General features: G+C 68.9%; 20 protein-coding genes. 10 read left to right on the top strand and 10 right to left on the bottom strand.

Annotated elements, in window-relative coordinates:
• The first annotated feature begins 581 nt into the window (after positions 1-581).
• Entirely contained in the window at positions 582-2,213 is a 1,632-nt protein-coding gene (locus tag ACFY2X_RS29190; protein WP_389944081.1) for a serine/threonine-protein kinase, read from the top strand.
• 296 nt (positions 2,214-2,509) lie between these two features.
• Positions 2,510-3,052: a recombinase family protein gene (locus ACFY2X_RS29185; RefSeq protein ID WP_389944101.1), complete on the top strand. Its 543-nt coding sequence runs from the start codon at positions 2,510-2,512 to the stop codon at positions 3,050-3,052.
• A 128-nt stretch (positions 3,053-3,180) separates the two neighbouring features.
• Here ACFY2X_RS29185 and ACFY2X_RS29180 read toward each other — a convergent pair whose 3' ends face one another.
• The 4 genes from ACFY2X_RS29180 to ACFY2X_RS29165 all read right to left on the bottom strand — a co-directional run bounded on the left by ACFY2X_RS29180 (position 3,181) and on the right by ACFY2X_RS29165 (position 5,198).
• Entirely contained in the window at positions 3,181-3,462 is a 282-nt protein-coding gene (locus ACFY2X_RS29180; RefSeq protein WP_389944078.1) for a hypothetical protein, read from the bottom strand.
• Entirely contained in the window at positions 3,459-3,971 is a 513-nt protein-coding gene (locus tag ACFY2X_RS29175; protein WP_389944075.1) for a hypothetical protein, read from the bottom strand. The genes ACFY2X_RS29180 and ACFY2X_RS29175 overlap by 4 nt, the downstream gene beginning before the upstream one ends.
• 12 nt (positions 3,972-3,983) lie before the next feature.
• Complete coding sequence (locus tag ACFY2X_RS29170) at positions 3,984-4,376, bottom strand: acyltransferase family protein (RefSeq protein WP_389944072.1); 393 nt, start codon at positions 4,374-4,376, stop codon at positions 3,984-3,986.
• A gap of 156 nt (positions 4,377-4,532) precedes the next feature.
• Positions 4,533-5,198: a class I SAM-dependent DNA methyltransferase gene (locus ACFY2X_RS29165; protein ID WP_389944070.1), complete on the bottom strand. Its 666-nt coding sequence runs from the start codon at positions 5,196-5,198 to the stop codon at positions 4,533-4,535.
• Between the two features lie 215 nt (positions 5,199-5,413).
• Between ACFY2X_RS29165 and ACFY2X_RS29160 the strand changes: the two genes are divergently transcribed.
• A complete protein-coding gene (locus ACFY2X_RS29160; protein WP_389944067.1) occupies positions 5,414-6,223 on the top strand; it encodes an aminoglycoside 3'-phosphotransferase in 810 nt (269 codons plus the stop codon).
• 96 nt (positions 6,224-6,319) lie between these two features.
• Here the strand turns inward: ACFY2X_RS29160 and ACFY2X_RS29155 are convergent, their stop codons facing one another.
• The 3 genes from ACFY2X_RS29155 to ACFY2X_RS29145 all read right to left on the bottom strand — a co-directional run bounded on the left by ACFY2X_RS29155 (position 6,320) and on the right by ACFY2X_RS29145 (position 7,789).
• Positions 6,320-7,027, bottom strand: a complete 708-nt coding sequence (locus ACFY2X_RS29155; RefSeq protein WP_389944064.1) for a DUF4386 domain-containing protein — start codon at positions 7,025-7,027, stop codon at positions 6,320-6,322.
• A 115-nt stretch (positions 7,028-7,142) separates the two neighbouring features.
• On the bottom strand, positions 7,143-7,367 hold the full coding sequence (locus ACFY2X_RS29150; RefSeq protein ID WP_389944099.1) for a helix-turn-helix transcriptional regulator: 225 nt from the start codon (positions 7,365-7,367) through the stop codon (positions 7,143-7,145).
• A complete protein-coding gene (locus tag ACFY2X_RS29145; RefSeq protein WP_389944061.1) occupies positions 7,367-7,789 on the bottom strand; it encodes a hypothetical protein in 423 nt (140 codons plus the stop codon). The genes ACFY2X_RS29150 and ACFY2X_RS29145 overlap by 1 nt, the downstream gene beginning before the upstream one ends.
• Before the next feature lie 770 nt (positions 7,790-8,559).
• Between ACFY2X_RS29145 and ACFY2X_RS29140 the strand changes: the two genes are divergently transcribed.
• The 4 genes from ACFY2X_RS29140 to ACFY2X_RS29125 all read left to right on the top strand — a co-directional run bounded on the left by ACFY2X_RS29140 (position 8,560) and on the right by ACFY2X_RS29125 (position 11,728).
• Positions 8,560-9,273 (top strand): FAD-dependent oxidoreductase, encoded by a 714-nt coding sequence (locus tag ACFY2X_RS29140; RefSeq protein WP_389944058.1) that lies wholly within the window; start codon positions 8,560-8,562, stop codon positions 9,271-9,273.
• Complete coding sequence (locus ACFY2X_RS29135; RefSeq protein WP_389944055.1) at positions 9,227-9,781, top strand: oxidoreductase C-terminal domain-containing protein; 555 nt, start codon at positions 9,227-9,229, stop codon at positions 9,779-9,781. The genes ACFY2X_RS29140 and ACFY2X_RS29135 overlap by 47 nt, the downstream gene beginning before the upstream one ends.
• A 48-nt stretch (positions 9,782-9,829) precedes the next feature.
• Positions 9,830-10,420, top strand: a complete 591-nt coding sequence (locus tag ACFY2X_RS29130; protein ID WP_389944052.1) for a hypothetical protein — start codon at positions 9,830-9,832, stop codon at positions 10,418-10,420.
• Positions 10,421-10,699: 279 nt separating this feature from the next.
• On the top strand, positions 10,700-11,728 hold the full coding sequence (locus tag ACFY2X_RS29125; protein WP_389944049.1) for an acyltransferase family protein: 1,029 nt from the start codon (positions 10,700-10,702) through the stop codon (positions 11,726-11,728).
• Positions 11,729-11,767: 39 nt separating this feature from the next.
• On the opposite strand, the gene ACFY2X_RS29120 is transcribed toward ACFY2X_RS29125, so the two are convergent.
• Positions 11,768-13,753 (bottom strand): NAD(P)-binding protein, encoded by a 1,986-nt coding sequence (locus ACFY2X_RS29120; protein ID WP_389944046.1) that lies wholly within the window; start codon positions 13,751-13,753, stop codon positions 11,768-11,770.
• Between the two features lie 503 nt (positions 13,754-14,256).
• Here ACFY2X_RS29120 and ACFY2X_RS29115 point away from each other — a divergent pair.
• On the top strand, positions 14,257-14,457 hold the full coding sequence (locus ACFY2X_RS29115; RefSeq protein WP_389944043.1) for a hypothetical protein: 201 nt from the start codon (positions 14,257-14,259) through the stop codon (positions 14,455-14,457).
• 54 nt (positions 14,458-14,511) lie between these two features.
• Positions 14,512-16,008 (top strand): SPFH domain-containing protein, encoded by a 1,497-nt coding sequence (locus ACFY2X_RS29110; protein ID WP_389944041.1) that lies wholly within the window; start codon positions 14,512-14,514, stop codon positions 16,006-16,008.
• A 16-nt stretch (positions 16,009-16,024) separates the two neighbouring features.
• On the opposite strand, the gene ACFY2X_RS29105 is transcribed toward ACFY2X_RS29110, so the two are convergent.
• Complete coding sequence (locus ACFY2X_RS29105) at positions 16,025-17,719, bottom strand: DEAD/DEAH box helicase (RefSeq protein WP_389944039.1); 1,695 nt, start codon at positions 17,717-17,719, stop codon at positions 16,025-16,027.
• A 534-nt stretch (positions 17,720-18,253) separates the two neighbouring features.
• Between ACFY2X_RS29105 and ACFY2X_RS29100 the strand changes: the two genes are divergently transcribed.
• Entirely contained in the window at positions 18,254-18,760 is a 507-nt protein-coding gene (locus ACFY2X_RS29100) for a hypothetical protein (RefSeq protein ID WP_389944036.1), read from the top strand.
• A gap of 134 nt (positions 18,761-18,894) precedes the next feature.
• On the opposite strand, the gene ACFY2X_RS29095 is transcribed toward ACFY2X_RS29100, so the two are convergent.
• Positions 18,895-20,952, bottom strand: coding sequence for a glycosyltransferase (locus tag ACFY2X_RS29095; RefSeq protein ID WP_389944033.1), 2,058 nt, complete (start codon positions 20,950-20,952; stop codon positions 18,895-18,897).
• Positions 20,953-20,984: the final 32 nt, after the last annotated feature.

Raw genomic sequence — 20,984 nt, 5'->3', positions numbered from 1 at the left:
CTTCCATGGTGTTTCCTTCGTCTCGGTCGTCTCGGTTGGGGTGAGATCAGAGTGGCTGGCCGGATTGATACATTCGCTATGCGCGCACGATGCGATGGTGATGGGGCTCGCGGACCTGCCCGGTCAGCTCCCGGGCCCGCTCGGTGTCCCGGGGCGGGGTCTGCCGCCGCCGGATCGCAGCCTTGCGGGCGATCCATGCTCATAGGCCGGCCATGCCCGCCGGGCCCGCCGCTACCCGCCGGGCGTGGCAGCCGAATCCGTCACGAGACAGTCACCGTGTGTGGCTGCATGGTCATGCGCTGGGACTGCATATCCGTCCCGAAAATCGAGGCAAATCGGATGGGTTGCCGCTTGCCTGTCGGTGCCCAGTTTCACCTTCGACGTTTTCCCAGGGCATGGCCTCACGGCCGATGATCTATACCGGACGGAATCAAGATTCCGTCCGATCTGCGGCCCGCCGTGGCCTGTTTCCGCCGTATCCCGGTGGCACCCCCTGCGCAGCCACAGCACGGCCTACCCTCCCGTCGTCCTGTGTGGAAGGGTGCGTTCTAGATCACCAGTGGGTGTGGGAGGACGTGCGGGTGTCCGGCGAGAAACTGAAGCCGCTTGGGGCGGGCGACCCGAAGAAGGTCGGTGGGTACCGGCTGCTGGCGCGGCTGGGGGCGGGCGGGATGGGTCGCGTCTACCTGGGCCGCTCGAAGGGCGGCCGGCCGGTCGCGGTCAAAGTGATCCACCCGTACCTGGCGGAGGACGCGCAGTTCCGGCGGCGGTTCGAGGCGGAGGTCGCCGCGGTGCGGCGGGTCGGGGGCATCCACACCGTGCAGGTGGTGGACGCCCGCGCCGACGCCGATCCGCCCTGGCTCGTGACCGAGTACATCGCGGGGCCGTCGCTGCACGAGGCCGTCGGCGAGCACGGCGCATTCTCCGCGGCGGCGGTCGCGGGGCTCGGCGCGGGCCTGGCCGAAGGGCTGATGGCGATCCACGAGCGGGGCGTCGTCCACCGGGACCTCAAGCCCGGCAACGTGCTGCTTGCCCAGGACGGGCCCCGCATCATCGACTTCGGCATCGCCCGCGCGCTCGACGCCACCTCGCAGACCACCCGCACCAGCGTGGTCGGCACGCCCGGGTTCATGTCGCCCGAGCAGCTTCGAGGCCGCGAGGTCGGGCCGGCCAGTGACGTGTTCTGCCTGGCTGCCGTGCTGGCCTTCGCCGCCACCGGCCGGCGGCCCTTCGGCGAGGGCCCGATCGAGGCCCTCGGCTACCGCGTCGCCAACGAGGAACCCGATCTGACCGGCGTGCCGGAGCCGCTGCTCCCGCTGATCGCGTCCGGCCTGGAGAAGGATCCGGAAGACCGGCCCGGCCTCGACGCGTTCCTCGAACGTTGCTCCGCGCTCGCCGAGGGCGGGGACGCTCCGCTGCCGGAGCCCGTCAGCACGATGATCGCCGCGCGGGTGGCGGAGACCGAGGTGCTGGCGCCCCCGCCGCAGGACGCGCCGGGAAACGGCCGGCGGTTTCCGCCGCTCGGACGAATGAAGCTCCCGGTGGCCGCGGCCGCGGTCGTGGGCGTCCTGCTGGTCGCCTTCGCCGCCTGGGCCATCGGGGACGACGGAAACGCACCGGCCACCTCCAAGGCCATCGCCACTCCCCAGCAGACCCCGACTTCCCCGACACCCGCGCCTCAGCCGTCCGAGACCGCGAGCGCCACCGACAGTGCCACCCCCACCCTCACATCCGATCCCACCCGCAAGGCATTCGAGAAGATCTCGGCGGGCGACTGCCTGGACGCCTACGAGCGTCCGTCCGGCGAGTGGAGCAGGAGCAAGCCGCGCGCGGTCGGCTGCGGCCGCTCCGACGCCTACCTGAAGGTGCTCAAGGTGGTCGACGACTCCTCCGAGTGCATCAGGCACGGCGCCGATCTGGACGGGGAACTGTGGTGGAGCTACGGCGAGGACGCGAACGAGATCGCCCTCTGCGTGCAGCGGCAGTTCCGCACGGGTGACTGTTTCCTGGCCACAAAGGGTGAGAACGAGAACTCGGTCACCATCAGCAACGAGGATCTGATGACGTCGTGGCCGTGCGGGGCCGGCTCCGCTCCAGGGGAGTACGACTTCGTCCTCCGTATCACCGCGTTCACCAGCGGTGCCTGCCCGCCGGGCGGCAGAAGGGTCCACTGGGAGATCCGAGGCCGCACCCTCTGCACCCGCATAGTCTGACCACGTCCGCCACCACGGCACCGGCACCAAACCTGGAACGGATCCTGCTGGCCGCGCGGGACCTGGTCATCGAGCGCGGCCCCGCCGTGCCGCTGGACGACATCGCGCGCCGGGCGGGCGTCGGCAGCGGCACCCCTCTACCGCCGCAACTGCAGGCAGCCCGCCAGCACGCCCTCCCACGGCCCCACTACGCCTGTCGTCAAACGAAGGCGGTTTCCCGACACCCCGCACAGCCCAGCTTTCGATCACCCGGAAAAACGGATATCAGGGGATGAAATACCGTGCCGGGCGGGTGAATTCGGACCAGAATTGACGACAGGATTTCCCGACAGGTAGAAGGGCGCTCTGTCCTTTCCCGAGGAGCCTTCGGTGCGGATCGTCTACTCGCGCGTGTCCACCGCGACCCAGTCGCTCTGACCGTGTCGGAGCTGTGCCGCGACCTGGTCGACATCCACGCGGTCCGTGACTGGTGCCAGGCCCGCGGCGTCGCCTTGCGTGTCCTGTCCGGCCCCCTGTCCAACTTCCACGACCTGGCCGCCAACGACGCGACGACCGTACTGCTGATCAACATCATCACCGCCGTCGGGCAGTTCCAGCGCGATCTGCAGAACGAGCTGACCGCCGAGGGGATCGCCGCGGCGGAAGCCGAAGGCCGCTACCGAGGCCGGCCGCCCGCGCTGACCGGTACCCGGCTCGAGGAGGCGAGGTCGGCGTTCCAGAACCAGGGCGCCTCGCTCGCGGCGCTCGCGCGTGCGCACGGGGTGAGCCGGGCTGCGGTCCGGACCGCGCTGGCCGATCTGCTGCCTGGCCAGCCGCACCTGCCCTCCCGGTCAGGGTGATCAAGGGGCGATATCGATCAGGCCGCCAGATCGAGGCCGAGAGCGTAGCCCGGCCAACTGTCTACCGCAGGTCGTGCCACGTCGTGGTGTGGGGGCCCGGCCGATTGGCACGGGCTGACCCCGCTGCTTCAGTCGTCGCCTGAGATGAGGCGTTTGCCCAGCCGCTGCGCCGGGGCCTCCACGAAACGCCATGTCGCCGCGCTGAGTCCGAGCAGTAGTCCCACGACGCCTGCCAAAGCCGCCAGCCGCAGACTCAGCGGCACGGCCAGTGGCTCTGGCCGGAACCGCTCGACGCCTTCCAGGAGCAGTGGGTGAAGCATGTAGACGGAATAGCTGATCAGCCCCAGCCAGGCCAGAGCCTGCGGCACTTTGCGGTGCCGCAGCGCCATCCCGGCGGCGAAGGTGATCAAGCGGCGGCTATCGCCGTTTGAAGGCCGAACTCGCCGCGCGCCAGCCAGATTCCGGCCAGCGGTACCAACGCCGCCCATCCGGCTTGTCGCCAGGAGTGCTCGCCTCGTTCGGCCCGGTACAGCGCTGTGCCGGCGAACATGGTGGCCAGGATCAGCAGTCCCTGCCCCGGGCCGGGAAAACTCTGGTTGACCGCCAGCAGTCCCAGCACGGTGACCCCGATGACGATCGAACCCGCTTGCCGTACCCGGCGTGAGCCCGTGAGCACCGCCGTCAGCCCCATCACCACCAGCCCGGCCACCACCAGCACGACCGTCAGCATCCGGCTCGATCCACCGGCCGAAAGCAACGCGACCGGCAGCGTTCCCGCGCCCAGCACGGCCGCCGTGGTGAAGCCGAGCGCGACTGCGGTGCTCCTTCGATGCATGCCAAGGGTGAACATCGCGGTCACCAGCAGGTAGAAGGCCATCTCGTACGACAGCGTCCACAGCACATTGATCAGGTTCGGCACGTACAGCAGGTTCTACAGCATCGTCAGATGGGCCACGGTCATGGAGATCGGCCGCGCGCCCCACCAGATGTGCAGGCCGTCCCAACCGGCCAACATCAGCAGCCCTACGCCCGCCACGCACACCCCGAGCAGGGGATACAGCCGGAGGAAGCGAGAGATCCAAAAGGCCCGCACGCTGCCTCGCCGCTCCAGCGATGCCGGCACGATGTAGCCGCTGACCAGGAAGAACACCAGTACCCCGTACCAGCCGGGCTCGAAAACCGCCTTGACCGGCAGTCGCGCCTCGGGCAACAGGAACTTGAAGGCGTGCTCGAAGACCACTGCCACGGCGGCGATGCCGCGCAAGGCGTCGAGCCAGGCCATGCGTCGCCCGGCCTGCTGGGTCACCACCGGAATCGTCAGCATCCGGTGATGCTAGCCACCAACGCCGGAAAACTTGGTTTTACTCGCTTGATCCAGGCTGCCGTCATCCGCGCAAACGATCACCGGCCACGCGTGTCGATCCCGTACGCCAGTACGGCCCGCACCCCGGCGCATCGCCGGAGTGCGGGCCGCCGCGCGTCATGATCGGTCGACGTCGGCCGGTTTGCGGACCAGCAAATGGGCATGCGGGAATCCCCGCTTGGCGTCTTCGCCTGGGGCGAGCACCAGCCGGGCCACCTCGACGAGCCCGGTCGTGAGCAGCAGAGCGGCGACACGGTCGGGCGACCAACGGTAGGCGAGCGACACCGTGTGGTCGAACGACTCCGCCAGTTCCGAAGGCTCGTCATGAGCCTGGAAGCTGAGCAGCAGGTGGCCACCCGGGGCGAGGACCCGGGAGAACTCGGCGAACACCTCCGGCAGCCGCTCCGGCGGAGTGTGGATGATCGAGTATCGGGCGAGGACGCCGCCGAGAGCGCCGTCCGCCAGGTCGAGGGCGGTCATCGAGCCCTCGTCGAACCGCAGGTCCGGGTGCGCCTGACGAGCCAGCGCGATCATCGCCGGAGACAGGTCGACGCCGAAGGCGGTCAGCCCGAGAGAGCGCAGGTGGGCCGTTGCGTAACCCGGGCCGCACCCGAGATCGGCGACCGGACCGAGACCGGAGTCCCGCACGAGTTCGGCGAACGCGGCGAGCATCGCCCGCTCCAGCGGTGCGCTTTCGAGGTGGGTGCTGAAGAGCGCGGCGTACTCGACGGCGACCGTGTCATAGGCCGCGCGAGTGGTGCCCAGGAAGTCCGCTTCGATCATGGCCGGAGATCGTAGCCCACCCGCGCGGCGCTGGCCGGACGCTGAGCTGATCCGCCCGCGAAGCCGTACGGGATTTCCGGCGGCGGGGACTTCTCATGGCCGGGGCGACGCGGCTTCGTTCTCACCGGAGGACTCGTTCGTTCTCGTCGGCAGACCCTCTCCGGTGTGAAATTCGTTTGTCACGGGCACCCCCCTCTCGGAAGGATCATGTTTCCATGAGCCGCCCTGTCCTTTCCGAGATCCCGATCGGTCCCGTGGCCGTCCCCGATGTCGTCACGGCGCTCGCCGGCGGCGACACCATCACTCCGGTGTGGCGCAACGAGCTCGGCGGCCTGACGTTCCGCCTCGACGACGGGCGCGGCGTCAGATATACCAAGTGGGTCGCCGCCGGCACTCCGGAGATCGACCTCCCCGGGGAGGCGGAACGCCTGGCCTGGGCGCAGCAGTGGGTGACCGTTCCGCGAGTCCTTGAGCACGGCGCGGACGCCGACGGCGCGTGGCTGGTCACGGCAGCGGTCCCCGGCCTGTCGGCGGTGGACCCCCGGTGGGTCGCCGACCCGGCGACGGCGGCGGCCGCGATCGGCCGGGGGCTGCGTCTGCTCCACGATGCCCTGCCCGTGGATCGGTGCCCGTTCGAGTGGAGCGTCGACCGGCGGCTCGCACGCGCCGACGAGCGCATCGCCGACGGCGAGGGACCGGCCGACTGGTTTCCCGAGCACCGGCACCTCGACCTCGCGAAGGCCCGCGCACGCATCGGCGAGCCGCCCCCGATCGACCGCCTCGTCGTCTGCCACGGGGATGCGTGCGTCCCCAACACCCTGTTGCACGACGACGGCACGTTCGCCGCGCACGTCGACCTCGGTTCGCTCGGGGTGGCCGACCGGTGGGCCGACCTCGCGGTCGCGGCGTGGAGCACGGAGTGGGACTACGGTCCGGGATACGACGGCATCCTGTACGACGCGTACGGGATCGCCCCGGACCCGGAACGCATCGCCTACTACCGTCTGCTCTGGGACATGGGTTGATCGGTCGTGCCCGGCGCGGCACCGGCCGGTCACGGGCCCGTCGCCGGGGGGCACCTCGGATCCCGTCCGGTGGGGATGCCCGCTGACGCCCTCGCCTCAGGCCGCGGCGAGAACCTGCCCGTCCTGCCGTGGGGCCCCTGCCCCCTTCACGATCAGCCAGAGAAGCATCGCGATTTCCGCGACGGCGGCCGGTGCTGTGAGGAACGGGGTCAGAGTCGTCCCCAGGTTCGGGAGCAGGAGCCGCGTGGACGTGTCCACGAGGTAACCGGCGCACCCGATGACGAGGAGGACCCCCAGCACGCGCGGGAACATGCGCGATGCGAGGACGAGATAGCCCAGCGGCAGCAGCCACAGGCCGAAGAAGATCTGCGCGATGAGGACGCCGTAGTGCTGGAGGTCGAGCATGAGCAGCACCAGCGCGCCGGACCCCTGGGCGCCGAGGGTGCTCGCGTAGGCGGTGTCGGTGGCGACCAGCAGCGCTCCGAGCTGGTGAACCAGGTTGAGGCACATGATGGCGACGGAGATCGCCACGAAGGTCACCATCGCGCGGGCCACGTTCTTGTTCACATGCTTGAGAAGCAGGTACAGGGCCATGGCCGTGAACACGAAGAACGTGGCCTGTACGAGGTCGGCCACGAAGCCGTTGTGGACCAGGCCGGTGTTCGCCGCGACGTTCCGCGCGGTGGCGATGGCATCGCCGGGCACGTAGACCTCGTCGCGCGAGTAGACGGCGAAGAAGGCGAAGATGCCGACGATGAGCCAGAACACTCCCGCAGTCCGTGCGAGGCGTTGAGGTGGGCGCATGACTTCTCCCTGATTTCGGGTACGGCGAGCAGAGGTCGCGAGGCGGTTCCCCCCGCGCGCCGTGTGACGTCGTGGTGTCCGGGCCCTGGTGGTGACCGGGCCTCGGTCGTGGTGGTTACTCCTCGGCGTCGGGGTACTGGAAAACGTCGTCGAGCGGCACCTTGAACACTCGGGCGATCCGGAACGCCATCTCCAGCGACGGCGAGTAGCGCCCCTGCTCGATGGCGATGAGGGTCTGGCGGGTCACGCCGATGCGCTCCGCCAGGTCCGCCTGCGTCATCTCCCCGTGCGCGAACCGGAGGGACCGGATCGAGTTCGTGACCTTGGTGGGCTTGGCCATCATGAGAAGCCCCGGCGGTACGCGACGATCTTCACGATCGAAGAGGTGAGGGCGGCCAGGACGAACGCCAGGTAGAGCGCGTTGGCGATCCAGAACTGCTCGACCTCCGCCATCGCCAGGCCGAGCGGCACCGTGGCGAGGACGCTCATGACGTAGAACCCGACGTATTCGCCGAACCGGTTGATCTGCCTGTCGCGCTCGTCTTTGATGTTCGCCTCCTTGCGTGAGGCGATCCCGGCGACGATGCTCGCGACGATGTTCAGGGCCACCGCGACGCCGATGGCCACGATCATCGGCCGCACGTAGGCGATCTCCGTGACGTCCGTTGCCGGAACCTGCCTGAGGATGATCGTGAAGTAGACCGCGGACACACCGGCCGCGATCACGGCGTAGATCCATGCGTGTTTCTCTTCGAGAGACATGCCCGCTCCCATGTAAAACAAAGCCGACATGAGCGAATGTAAATCAGAGCCGACATGGTGTCAAAAATATTTAACTTCACCCTGGTTGTGGCCCCTATGAACCGGCCTCGCGGCGGGCCGAGCCGTACTGGAGGTGGTGAGGTCACCCGCTGGCGACACTCACGAGCGGGATCCGCCGAACGGCCAAGGCGGCCTGACGGCCCACGGCGCATGGACGCCGCTCGTACGTCGGGCGTTCGTCGTCGTAGAGATCGATGTGGCGGCGCTGTCGATCCGGTGCGATTCCCGGCCGAGTTTGTGCCCTTCCTTTACCCCGAGAGGGCATCCGGCAGGTAGGTACGCGTGGCATGGGGGCACATCTTCCTGGCGGCCTGGCGTGGGGGACGACGTGAAGGGGAACGACCTGGGATTGCCCGACGGCGCGCGCCTGTCTGTTCGACCTGGACGGCGTGCTCACTCAGACGGCCAGGGTGCACGCCGCCGCGTGGCAGGAGATGTTCGACGGCTTCCTGAGGGAGCGGGCCGGGTCGGCGCCACCTGAGGCCCGTGCCAGACGATCCGGCGGTCGGGTCGCCAGGTTCGGCGGATCTGTCCAGCGGGTAGGGCACGATACGTCCGCGGGGAACGCTTCGGCGGGAGGATCGGCATCCGCCTGGTGCTGCCGCCAGGGCTGGTTTGGGTCGTTCTCATGTTCGGGGGCGGAGACGGCCACGACTCCCATCTCGCGTGCGAACGGGCGTAGCCATGCCCCCGTCTCATCGGGGGGTCTGATGCGCGTGGTCGTCGATCTCACAAGATGCCAGGGGTACGGTCAGTGCGTTTTCGCGGTGCCGGGAATCTTCGCCATGCGTGGGCAGGAGGCGTTGGTCTACGATCCGAACCCGGATGACGCCGAACGTGATCGGGTGCAGCGGGCGGTGGAGGCGTGCCCTGTCCGGGCTATCCATGTCGATGGGCCCGTCACCCACGTGGCGAAGGGGAAGAGGTACGCGCGAGCGGTTGCCCAGAACGGTCAGGGTCCCCGGTGGGAGGGGCGCATCGTCATCGTCGGCGCCTCGCTGGCGGGCCTGCGGGCCGCCATGGTGCTGCGGCGTGAGGGGTTCACCGGACCGTTGACGCTGATCGGCGACGAACAACACGAGCCCTACGATCGGCCGCCGCTGTCCAAGCAGGTGATGGCCGGGCAGGTTCCGCCCGACCACACCATGCTGCCCCACTTCGGCGAGTTGGACGCCGAGTGGCTGCTGGGGCAGCGGGCGACGGGGCTGGATCTGCCGGATCGGCAGGTGAGTCTGGCCGATGGCTGGCAGGTGGGGTTTGACCGGCTGCTGATCGCCACGGGGGTTCGCGCCCGGCCGTGGTTCAAGCCGGAGGAGGCGGCCCTGGACGGGGTGTTCGTGCTGCGCACGATGGAGGATGCGGCCGGGCTGCCGCGCCGTGGACGTCAACGGTATCGTCACCGACGACGTCTTCGTCGCCGGTGACATCTCCCGCTTCCCGCACCCGGTCTACGGCTACCAGTTCGTGACGCTGGAGCACTGGGTCAACGCGGTCGCCCAGGCGGAGGTGGCCGCCCACAACATGCTGTGCGACCAGAGCGAGCGCTGGCCGCACCTATGGCTTCCGGTCTTCTGGTCCAGCCAGTTCGGCCTCAACATCAAATCCGTCGGGGTGCCGACCTTCGCCGACCAGGTCGTGATCACCCAGGGTTCGGCCGAAGAACGGCGTTTCGTCGCCGCCTACGGCTACCAGGGACGCATCACCGCGGCGGTCGCCTTCGACCAGTCGATGTGGCTGCCCTTCTACCAGCGCCTGATCGAGCAGGCGGCACCGTTCCCGCCCGAGCTCGCCACCGCCGACGGCCCGGTCGAGCTGCGCCCGGTCGCGGCCGAAGTCCCCGACCGGGTCGCGGCCACGCAGGACGCCACGGTCGTGGTGACCGGCCACGACCCGGGCGAACGCCGCGCCACGCTGGTGCGCCGCCAGTCCTGACCGGTCCGTGAACAACCCATGAACAGCTCCGTGCAAGGGAACATCACCATGACCCAGAACAGGGCCCAGGCCAGCGTCTACGAGCAGATCCTGGACCAGTCGAATCGCGCCGACCCCTACCCGCTGTATGCCGAACTGCGCAGGACGCCCGTGACGCGCCAAGACGACGGCAGCTACGTGGTCAGCACCTACCGGGAGGTCGTCGCGTTGCTGCACGATCCGCGCGTCAGCTCCGACCGGTTCAGAGGCCCCGACGGCAGACGGCCCGGTGACGACGAGGATTCGCCGGAACTGCCGACCTCCTTCATCCATCTCGACCCCCCTGCCCACGACCAGTGCCGGCGCACGCTGATGCGGCACTTCGGACCGCCCGAGACGCCCGGCCGCATCAAGGGCATGCGAGGCCATATGACCGAAATCATCACGACGCTGATCGACGGGTTCGAGGGCAGGAACCAGGTGGACATCGTCGACGACTTCGCCTACCCGCTGCCGGTCACGGTGATCTGCTCGCTGCTGGGCGTGCCCCGCCAGGACGAACCACGTTTCAAACAGTGGGCCGACGCTTTCATCGAGACGCTCGACCCCCGGACCGAGGATCCGGAACGCCTGCTCGCCACCACCAAACGCGAGAGCTGACCGAACTCGTGCGCCGCCTACGCAATCCCCGCCTGGTCACCGACCCGCCTGTCTACCGGCCGAACCCACGCCTGCGCGGCCCCCGCCACCTCCCGGTCACCTTCGACGCGGTCGCCCCATCCTCGTGATCACGTCCGGTGACACGCACCCGCTCTGCGCCGTGCGGCACGTGTGAACCGTCTCCGGCGTCTCCCGCCGTCGCCGCGGTGGGGAAGTTCCTCGGGTGGCCATCGGCGGTTCGCCCGGTGTTGGGCGGTGGCTCGTTAGGGTTCCGGGGCTGTGAGTGCCACAACCCCGCTCCGGGTGACCTTCCCCCCTCCCACCGGCAGGGACCCGTTCTTCGACAACGCCAAGTTCCTGGCCATCACCCTGGTGGTCTCCGGGCATCTCGTCGAAGACCTGAGGGACGTGCCGCTCGCGCACGCGGCCTACTTCTATGTGTACCTGTTCCACATGCCGCTGTTCATCGTGCTCAGCGGCTACCTGTCGCGGAACTTCACCTTCTCGTCGGGCAAAGCGCGCAAGCTGATCAGCACGCTCGCCGTGCCGTACGTGGTCTTCGAGCTGATCTACGCGCTGCCTCGCGTGGTCCTGTACGGCAAGCTGGACGTCAGTCTGCTCGACCCGTACTACCTGACCTGGTTCCTGATGTCGCTGTTCCTGTGGCGGCTGTCCACCCCGGTCTGGCAGCAGCTCAGGTGGCCGCTGGTGGTCGCGGTCGGTCTGTCGCTGCTGTCGGGGATGAGCCGGTTGCCCGACGAGCTGTCGATGAACCGCACGCTGGGACTGCTCCCGTTCTACGTGCTCGGGCTCATGCTCCGGCCGGAGCACTTCGAATGGCTCAGGCAGCGGCGGGTCCGGATCGCCGGGGCGGTCACGCTGGTCGCCGGGGCGGCCGTGGCGCTGGCCGTACACGCCGAGGTGAAGACCGAGTGGATCCGCTGGCGGCACGCCAACGACGCGATCGGGGTGGACGACCTCACCGGCAGCCTGATCCGGCTGGTCATGCTGGCCTCGGGGGCGCTGCTGGTCGCCGCGTTCCTGGCGGTCACGCCGTCGCGGCGCACCTGGTACTCGGGGCTGGGTACGGCGACCATGTACGCCTACCTGCTCCACGGCCTGGTGGTAAAGATCGTCGAGCGGTTCTACGGCGACTGGGCCGCGACCCTTCCGGGGGTGGTGGCCGTGGCGGTCTTCGGGGTCGGGCTCGCGGCCCTGCTGTGCACGCCACCGGTGCGGCAGGCGACCCACTGGCTGGTCGAGCCCCGCCTGAGCTGGGCTTTCACCCGGCTTCGGAGGCCCGCCTGAGAGGTCGCGAGGACCTCGGTCTCCACGATTCGTGTCCGGTCATTTCCGGAGCTCCTCGACGGCGCGGTAGGCGGCGGTGATGGCGGCGTCGGCGTAGGCGGCCGGTACGGAGTCGGAGTTGGCGATCGCGATCCGGCCGGAACGGCGACGGGCCAGGGTCGCCGGGAACGGGCCCCGGGGATAGAAGTCGAGGTCCCACGGGGTGGCGTACTCGGGCGCGTATCCGTGGCCCCACCGGTTGACCGTGATCGCCTCGATGTCGCGGCGCGCGTCGAAGCCGCCCGCACCGAGCAACCGGGTGAGCTGGTCGCGGATGCTGTACTCCATGTAGCTGTAGGGCGTCTTGAGCAGCTGGTAGCGCGCGGTGATCGAGCCGTTGGCGGGAGACATGCCGGGTGTGGCGGGGGCGCAGATCATGTGCACGTTGATCGGCTGGCCGGGTGTCCTCGGACATCGGTAGTGCCCGATGCTGACGGGGTAGTCCAGCTCGGCCACGCACCAGTAGGCGCCGGTGAAGCGGGTGTGGTTGATGCCGAGCCTCTTCCAGGCCTCCCAGTCGCGGAGCTGGACCATCGCGTACAGCAGAGGCACCTTGACCGCCTTGTGCAGCGCCTCCTTCTGCTCGGTCGGGAGTTCACCGACCAGGTAGGGGATCACCATGTTCCAGCAGGCCATGATCACGTTCGCGGCCTGGACGGTCCTGACGTTCTCCCCGTCGAAGTAGCCGACCGTGGCGGTGGTGGCGGTGCCGGGATCACCGTCGTTGGCCGCCGAGACCACCGGGCTGGACAGGCGGATGCGCACCTTGTTGCCGGGCAGGTCGAGTCTGCCGTAGTCGAACTTCGCGGTGGTGATGTCGTTCATGCCGGTGGCCGTGGCGAAACCCGGCACCATCCGGCCGACCATCATCCGGACGATCGCCTGGTTGCCTTCGGGGAAGTGGTAGATGTACGAGTCGTTCGCGTACCACTTCTTGATCACGCTCGGTGAGTTGTACTCGGACGGCCTGGAGTCGTCGAGCTTCAGCCCCTGGAACCCGGGATAGCTGTATTCGTCCGTGGCGGCCCATGCGTCGATCGCGCCGAAGACGTCGGAGCCGTAACCCCATTCGTCGTTCGGCATGGTCTGGACGAATTTCAGCACGTCGGGGTGGACCTTGCAGACGTCCTTGAGGAAATCCGCGTAGGTCAGCCTGGCCAGGCGCTCCTTCTTCCGCTCGTCGGACAGGCCGGGGAACCAGTCGGGCGGGTTTCCGTAGAGCATGCGCAGGTCCTTCTTGGCCTGCTCGGCGACGGGCAGCTCCGCGATCCACCGCGGGGCCGTCTTGCCCGGGGTGAGGACGACCAGCTTCTCCGCGGTGAAGGTCTCACTGTCGCAGAAGACGCTGTCGTGCATCCCCAGGCTCGTGTAGAGCCTCTGGTCGAAGCACGACTCGAACTTCTGGACCCGCACCCCGAGCTTGCCGAGCAGGTCCTTGCCTTCGGGGGTCCACACGGAGGGGCCGTCTATCGACTGCGACCCGCCGTACCCGATCAGCGTCTCCCCGCGGCCCCGGGGGGAGAACTCGGTGCGCCGCGCGTGCCCGCCGACCTCGTCGTGGTTGTCCAGGATCAGGATCCGTGCGTCCGGGGCGAACTCCAGCCATCTGTGGGCGGCGCTGATGCCGCTGATCCCGGCGCCGACCACGACGAGGTCGTAGTGCTCACCGGTGGGCTCGGGCGCGCCGGCGTGGCTCCAGAACCGGCCGTCGCGCAGGGCGTGGGGCACGCTGAGGGCGTCGGCGGTGTTGCCCTGCAGCCCCGTGAGGGCCGGTGGGAAAGCGACCTCGGGAGGGATCTCCAGGTGCTTCGTGCCGATGAAGCCGGGGGCGTCCCCGGTGATGCGGGGGGAGCATCCGGCCAGTGCGCCCAGCGCCGCGATCCCCGCGGTCACGGCCATGCCGTCGAAGAACTCGCGGCGGGAGATGGGCCGATCCATGCCCAGCTCCCGGGCCTGGCGAGGGTCGATGTCGTGGGGATCGGTCATGGGGCGATCATCGCGAGCCGAATGGGCGGCCACAGCCGTCACACGGCCTTCCCGGCGACTCTTTACCTGCCGTATTGAGGTGCTATTCACGATATTCACTGAACGGCCATGGCGATGTGACCGTCTAAACCGGAACGAAGAAGGAAACGGTGCCCCGAGTTATTTATCCGATTTGTTTAGGGATGGCCCCTCCCGGCGGGACGCGGGGGACGCGACGGCCCGGCCGGGACGGGGCCGCCGCCCGCGCCATCCGCCCGGGATGCCGCCTTCGGGACGTGCTCGCGATGCCGCCTCCGGGAAGTGGGGGCACGCTCCGGAATGATTGGCGTCTCCTTCGGGAACGCCGGGGCGATTGCGTTCGTTGCCGGGGTGAAGATGAGCGTGGATTTGTGTAGAGATAGCCCGATAGCGCCTATGCCGTACGACAGTGGGTGGTAAATCGAGGCGTACAGGAGTAGCGTCCGCATTCAGAATTTCGTTCGTGACGTGACGGGGAGCCTCACGTGGTCGGCAAGCAGGGCAGGGTCACCGGCAAGATCGGTCCTGGCCTGGTCGGGGAGGTGCTGGTGGCCGTCCGCGGGGGTGTCGAGGCCTTCTACGCCTACCCCTCCGTTCCCGACGAGGAGATCCTCACCGGCTCGATCGTCGTCGTCGTCGACTACTTCCCGCCGCGTACGGTCTACGTCGCCCGCGCGCTCGTCTGACTCCCTTCCCTTTTCTTCCCTCCCTCGTTTCTTCGTTCCCTCGCGGAGGCTGCATTGCCCACCGAGTATTTCGTCATCGGCGGCGTCGTCCTCGCCGCCCTCGTCATCCTCATCCTGCTGTTCAAGGCCGTCTGGCGGGTGGCCGAGCCCAACGAGGCGCTGATCATCTCCGGTCTCGGTGCCCGGGGTAAGACCGAGTTCGCCGACAGCCTCGGATTCAAGATCATTACCGGTAAGGGAACCGCCGTCCTTCCCGGCTTCCAGACCGCCCGCCGCCTGCGCCTGGACAGCCGCGCGGCCAACCTTCAGGTCTCCTGCGTCACCCAGCAGGGCATTCCGGTCGTCGTGCGGGGTGTGGTGATCTACAAGGTCGGCGACGACCTGCACTCCATCGCCAACGCCGCCCGCCGCTTCCTCGACCAGCAGGACTCGATGAACGGCGCCATCCACGAACTGTTCACCGGCCACCTGCGCTCGATCATCGGCAACCTGACCGTCGAGGACCTCATCCTCAACCGCGAACGCCTGACCGGTGAGACACGCGCCTCCGCCGCCGATGAGATGATCAAGCTTGGCCTGATCGTCGACTCCCTGCAGATCCAGGAGATCGACGACGAGACCGGCTACATCACCAACCTCGGCAAGCCGCACGCCGCCAAGATCGCCGCCTCCGCCCGCATCGCCGAGGCCCAGCGCGACCAGGAGGCCACCGAGGCCGAACAGATCGCCGCCGCCAACAAGGCCGCGGCCTGGCGCGACTCGCAGATCAAGCAGGCGTCCTACCAGGCGGAGATCGACGAGGCCCAGGCCCGGTCCCGCCAGGCCGGTCCGCTGTCGGAGGCGTCGGCCCGCCAGGAGGTCGTGGTCCAGGAGACCCGGGCCGCCGAGCTTGAGGCCGCCCTGGCCGAACAGCGGCTCCAGGCCCAGGTCCGCAAGCCCGCCGATGCCAAGGCCTACGAGACCGTCACGCTCTCCCAGGCCGAGCGCGACGCCCGCATCGCCCAGGCCGAGGCCGAGGCCCGCGAGACCGAGCTCCGCGCCGTCGCGCAGGCCTCCCAGGTCAAGCAGGCCGCCGCAGCCGAGGCGGAGTCGGTACGGCTGCGCGGCATCGCGGCCGCCGAGGCGACGAAGGCCACCGGCCTCGGAGACGCGGAGGCCGCCAAGGCCCGCGGCCTGGCCGCTGCCGAGGCTGCCAGGGCCCAGGGTCTCGCGGAGGCGGAGGCCGCCAAGGCGAAGGGTCTGGCCGAGGCCGAGGCGATCCGCGCCCGGTCCGAGGCCCTGGCCGAGAACCAGGAGGCGGTCATCGCCCAGCAGCTCGCCGAGAACTGGCCCCAGATCGTCGAGGCGGGCTCGAAGGCCTTCGGCAACGTCGATCACATGGTCGTTCTCAACGGTGCTCAGGGCATCGAGGAGATGCTCGCCAAGGCGCTCACCCTTGGCGGCGCCGGTCTGGGGCTCGCCCGCTCCCTCCTGAACGGCGGCGCCCCCGCCCCAGCCCCCGTCCCCAGCGGCCCCGAGGTCAACGGCAAGGCCGTCGAGACGTCGTCCTGACGCCGGAGGGCCGCGGTCAACGTGCGTCGTAGCGTTCCCGGCGGACTGTCGCCTTCTTTCCCTTGATGGTGCTTCCCCGCAGGACCGCGATCACCTCGTCGGCCGCGGCCTCGGGGACCTCCACGAGGGAGAAGCGTTCGGTGATCTCGATCGCCCCGATCTCGCGCCCGCTGAGACGCGACTCGCCGGCTATCGCGCCGACCAGGTCCTGCGGCCGGATCCCGGAACTGCGTCCGGCGCCGATGAACAGGCGGGTCATCCCGCCCGTCGGCGTCCGGCCGCGCCGTCCCTCGCGCTCGCGTCCCTCTCGTCCGGCGGGCTCGCGGCGGCCGCGTCCCTCCCGCTCGGGCCTGATGGAAACCTCCGGGATCTCCTCCTCGTCGGCCGCGGCCCCGGTGGCCTCGTGCGCCAGCTTCACCGCGGCGAGCGCCACCTCCATGATGTCGAACTCGTCGGTGAGCGTCTCGACCACGACGCGGAAGTGCTCCAGGTCGTCTTCCAGAAGGCTCTCGTGCAGCGCGGCGCGCGTCAGCTCCAGCCGCCGGGCGCGCAGGTCGGCGACGGTCGGCACCTTCTCGACCGGGATCCGGCGCTTGGTCACCCGCTCGATGGTCTTGAGCATCCGGTGCTCTCGCGGCTCGGCCAGGGTGATGGCCACGCCCTCGCGGCCAGCCCGGCCGACCCGGCCGATCCGGTGCACGTAGGACTCGGGCGCGGAGGGGACGTCATAGTTGACCACGTGGGTGAGCTGCTCGATGTCGAGCCCGCGCGCGGCCACGTCGGTCGCGACGAGCAGGTCCGCCGTCCCGTTCCGCAGCCGCCCCATCACGCGGTCACGCTGTTCCTGGCCCATCCCGCCGTGCAGCGCCTCGGCGCGGTAGCCGCGTCCGTTCAGGGTCTCCGTGAGCCGGTCGACCTCCTCGCGTGTGCGGCAGAAGACGATCGCGGCCGCGGGGGACTCGACGTCCAGGACGCGCCCGAGCGCCGCGGGCTTGTGCGCCCGCGGGACCACGTACGCGGTCTGCCGTACCAGCGGAGTCTCACCCGGGGCCGCCGTCTCGCGCCCGATCTCGATCCGGACCGGGTCGTGCAGGTGGCGGCGGGCGATCCCGTTGATGCGCGGCGGCATCGTGGCGGAGAAGAGCACCGTCTGACGCTCTTCGGGGGTCTCCTGGAAGATCGCCTCGATGTCCTCGGCGAATCCCATGTCGAGCATCTCGTCCGCCTCGTCCAGGATCACCATTTCGAGGTCCTGCAGGCGAAGCGTTCCGCGGCCGATGTGGTCGAGCGCGCGCCCGGGGGTCGCGACCACGATGTCGACACCGCGCTCAAGCGCCCGCAGCTGCCTGCCGATCGGCTGTCCGCCGTAGATCGGCAGGACGCGCGCACCCAGGTCGCGGCCGTAGTGGTGGAACGCCTCGGAGACCTGGACGGCCAGCTCGCGCGTGGGCACGAGCACCAGCGCCATGGGTTCGACGTCCCTGTCGTCCCGGGTCATGCGCTGGAGCACCGGGAGCGCGAACGCGGCGGTCTTCCCCGTCCCCGTCGCGGCCTGCCCGAGCAGATCACGCCCCTGCAGCAGGGGCGGGATCGCCTCGCGCTGGATCGGCGTGGGCTCCTCGTAGCCGAGGCCGGAAAGGGCGTTCAAGAGCTCGGGGCGCAGCGCCAGGTCGGCGAAGCCGACCGTGTCATCGGCTGTGTTCAGAGTCATGGTCGGCTCCTGCTTCTGGGCTTCTAAGGGCGGATGCGCACGATGCTCGCGCCGACCGCCGGCTCCACCGTGTGGCGATCCCCGACCGCCGATTCCACCGGCCCGGTACGGCGCACCTCTTCAGATCGACGGCCGTGGCGGGCAGCCTTCAGGCACGGGTAGGACAGTCGACCGACCTTACCGTTGCGGGGCCGGGTGTTGTCGACCCGGGCAGCGGTGGGCAGGTCAAGACGCCTATCTCATGACATGCCCCACTGCGGACTGGACGAACAATTCCGGTGAACGGGCGATGCGGATCGCCCGGCTCCAAGCCTAAAGCCTGTTTTGTGAACCTTTTCGCCTGCTGAGGTTCCCGCCGGGAACGGGAGGTCTCGCCCGATATGGCCAGTGGTGTACCTGACGTCGTGGAGCACGGGAAACCATGGATCAAGGTGGGCAAAGGCATGTCCAAGAAACTCGTGTTGCGGTCGCGAGCCGGTGCGGCTGAGTGTCTCCTGGGTATCCGTATTGGCCATACTGCCTTAGGGGTCGGGGATGCGGAAACCGCTATATGTCGGCGTGCTCATGATTGGTTTGCTCGCGGCCGGATGCGGCACCACCGGGGGGAAGAGCGAGACCAAACCGATCACAGCGGATCAGGTCAACGCGGCGCCGACCCCGACGGCGACGGCGATGGAGATGGCCGGGGCCAGGATCGGACAGGCGAAGACGAAGCTCGGAGCGGTCCTCGTGGGGAGGAAGGAGCGCACGCTCTACCTCTTCGAGAAGGACAAGGGCGGCAAGTCGTCGTGCGCGGGCGCCTGCGCCAGGGCGTGGCCGCCGTTCATCACGAAGGGCAAGCCCGAGGCCGGCGAGGGCATCAAGTCGGAGCTGCTCGGCACCGTCGAGCGCGGTGACGGCAAGCTGCAGGTGACCTACAACAACCACCCGCTCTACTACTTCATCAAGGACAAGAAGGCCGGCGACACCCTCGGCAACGACGTCAAGGCTTTCGGCGCCGAGTGGTACGCGGTGAGCCTGTCCGGCGAGAAAGCCCACTAGCGGACGGCTCGGCGACGTGATCGGCGGTGTGACCGCCCGCCAGAGCTCGTGAGCGTGGGAACCCCCGCCTTCGGGCGGGGGAGGAGGCGTGAGGCGCCCGTCCTCGCGGACGGGCGCCGGGAACCGGCGAGCGGTCAGATCATGACGTGGGCTTCGGGGCGGCCGACGAAGGAGAACTGGGCGCCACGGGTGAGCTTGTGGTCGTCGGGCTGCCAGGTGTGCATGGCCGGGTCGCCGCTGCGCCAGTAGACGAAGTTGAACCGGTCGGCGGAGTAGATCTTGACGCGGTCCTCCTTCAGGCGGCGGACCAGGCGGGTGTCCTCGCCCCGGGTGACGTCCTCGAAGCCGTAGGACCGGAACATGTCGGCCTTGCCGAGGAAGGTGCCGCCCTGGACCAGCCACGCGTAGCGGTGCTCCAGGCCCGGCATGCGCAGCATCGTGGTGTTGGTGGCCTCGAAGTAGGCGTAGTGCGAGCCCTTGCCGACCAGCTCGGCGTCGGAGTAGTCGAAGGCCCGGGCCAGGTCGGACAGGTAGTGCGCGCCGTAGAGGTTGTCGTCGTCCATCTTGGCGATCAGCTCGCCCTCGGCTGCGGCGATGCCCATGTTCATGCAGGCGCCCAGCGACTGCGACGGGTCGGCGGGCAGCACCACGACGTCGGAGATCCCCGCCATGCGGGCCTTGTCGGCGACGACGACCGGGTCGATGTCGAGGCCGTGCAGGACCATCACGAGCTGGACCGGCTGGTGGATCTGCCGGGCCACGGAGGAGATGGCGTGCTCGATCTGCGAGGCGCGGTTGGTCGGCAGCACCACCGAGATGGACCGGGACCGAGGCTCGACGGGCCTGCCGAGGAGCCGGAGGATCTGGTCCACGCGGTGGGAGAACAGGTGCTTGTCGAAGACCTCGCGCATGGCCAGATGACCCTGGCGGGCCCGCAGCTCGGGGCTGTTGATCAGGTGGAGAACCTGGTTGTAGGACTCCAGCGGGTCATGGGCGATCGGGATCAGCGAGCCGAAGGTCTCCTGGATGGCACGGGACCAGCCGGAGACGACCGTGGTCGAGCAGGCCGACAGCTCGAAGACCCGGCGGGCGCACATGGTCGGTGAGTCGAGCACCGAGTTCACGTTGAGGAAGACCTTGTACATCTTGTACGCGGCCAGCATCTGGTCGTAGGGGAGTTCGCCCACGATGTGCGGGACGTACTCCGGCGGCCAGGCGTACTTCTCGTCGACCGTGCCGTTGCGGGCGAAGATGTGCAGTCCGAGCTCCCGGACGGGGGCGAGGACGGTCTCCATCTGCTCGCGGCGCTCGGGGTGCTTGTCCCGGAAGTACATGCCCGCGAAGACCACGTCGTGCAGGCGGCCGCGCTTTTCCTGGATCGGGTTGTGCACCCGGGGCTGGGCCGCGAACTGCAGGACGTCGATCCGGTCGTGTCCCAGAACTTCACGATATTTCGGCACCATGTCGCCGTCGCACGTGAACACGTAGTCGAACAGCTTGGCCGTGTCGATGAAGAAGTCGAAGTTCGGCGGGTCTTCCTTGTTCCAGAAGACCGTGGGGATCCCTTCCTCGCGGCACCAGTCGATCAGGGCGCGCAGCTCCGGCTTCGGCGCGTTCGTCCCGGTCATCTGGTAGCGCCAGCGCCCCTGGTTGCCGTGCCAGGCCGACTCCACGAACAGCAGCTCGGGCCGCCGCTCGGCGAAGATCTCCGGCCAGTCGCGCAGACCGAACTCGATCTGGTCCCACTCGTACTTGAACGCCATCCGGGAGAAGTCGTCCAGGATGACCGCGACCTTCATGTCGGGGCGCACGATCGGCCCGGCCGGCCACTTCACCTGCGGCACGTCCACGACGGGCCCCTGGTGCCTCAGCTCCTCGATCACCTCGGCCACCGGCCGGGGAGCCTTGGGCGCCTTGCGGGGCTTCATCGCCATGCGCAGCCTGCCCGGCAGCCGCACGACCCCCGATCCCTTGGCGCCGGTCAGCGCCTCCGCCACCCGGTAGGGCCGCTGGACCTTGGTGGACTCCAGCTTCCACTGCGCGTAGTCCGCACGAGCCTCGGCGATGGCCAGTCGCTGTTCCAGGTCCCGGACGCGCTCCTCGAAGCGCTCGACGAGCTTGCGATCTTCGGGTAGCCAGTTGACCGGCCCGAGACGCTGGAACTTCGGCTCTTCAGGGGTCTGCTCACTCATGGGAATCGCCTTTATCCGGGGTTGTGCCAGCG

Origin of the sequence: Streptosporangium sp. NPDC000396 (genome assembly GCF_042898655.1) — a bacterium.
Classification (GTDB): domain Bacteria; phylum Actinomycetota; class Actinomycetes; order Streptosporangiales; family Streptosporangiaceae; genus Streptosporangium.
This window is presented reverse-complemented; position numbering and strand designations above follow the sequence as displayed.

Excerpts from the sequence above, each read along its gene's own strand:
- ACFY2X_RS29170 (WP_389944072.1), bottom strand. The coding sequence starts at position 4,376 with ATGCTGACGATTCCGGTGGTGACCCAGCAGGCCGGGCGACGCATGGCC.
- ACFY2X_RS29095 (WP_389944033.1), bottom strand. The coding sequence starts at position 20,952 with ATGAGTGAGCAGACCCCTGAAGAGCCGAAGTTCCAGCGTCTCGGGCCG.
- ACFY2X_RS29150 (WP_389944099.1), bottom strand. The coding sequence starts at position 7,367 with ATGGCCAAGCCCACCAAGGTCACGAACTCGATCCGGTCCCTCCGGTTC.
- ACFY2X_RS29100 (WP_389944036.1), top strand. The coding sequence starts at position 18,254 with ATGCGGAAACCGCTATATGTCGGCGTGCTCATGATTGGTTTGCTCGCG.
- ACFY2X_RS29145 (WP_389944061.1), bottom strand. The coding sequence starts at position 7,789 with ATGTCTCTCGAAGAGAAACACGCATGGATCTACGCCGTGATCGCGGCC.
- ACFY2X_RS29160 (WP_389944067.1), top strand. The coding sequence starts at position 5,414 with ATGAGCCGCCCTGTCCTTTCCGAGATCCCGATCGGTCCCGTGGCCGTC.
- ACFY2X_RS29140 (WP_389944058.1), top strand. The coding sequence starts at position 8,560 with ATGCGCGTGGTCGTCGATCTCACAAGATGCCAGGGGTACGGTCAGTGC.
- ACFY2X_RS29105 (WP_389944039.1), bottom strand. The coding sequence starts at position 17,719 with ATGACTCTGAACACAGCCGATGACACGGTCGGCTTCGCCGACCTGGCG.
- ACFY2X_RS29155 (WP_389944064.1), bottom strand. The coding sequence starts at position 7,027 with ATGCGCCCACCTCAACGCCTCGCACGGACTGCGGGAGTGTTCTGGCTC.
- ACFY2X_RS29165 (WP_389944070.1), bottom strand. The coding sequence starts at position 5,198 with ATGATCGAAGCGGACTTCCTGGGCACCACTCGCGCGGCCTATGACACG.
- ACFY2X_RS29120 (WP_389944046.1), bottom strand. The coding sequence starts at position 13,753 with ATGACCGATCCCCACGACATCGACCCTCGCCAGGCCCGGGAGCTGGGC.
- ACFY2X_RS29130 (WP_389944052.1), top strand. The coding sequence starts at position 9,830 with ATGACCCAGAACAGGGCCCAGGCCAGCGTCTACGAGCAGATCCTGGAC.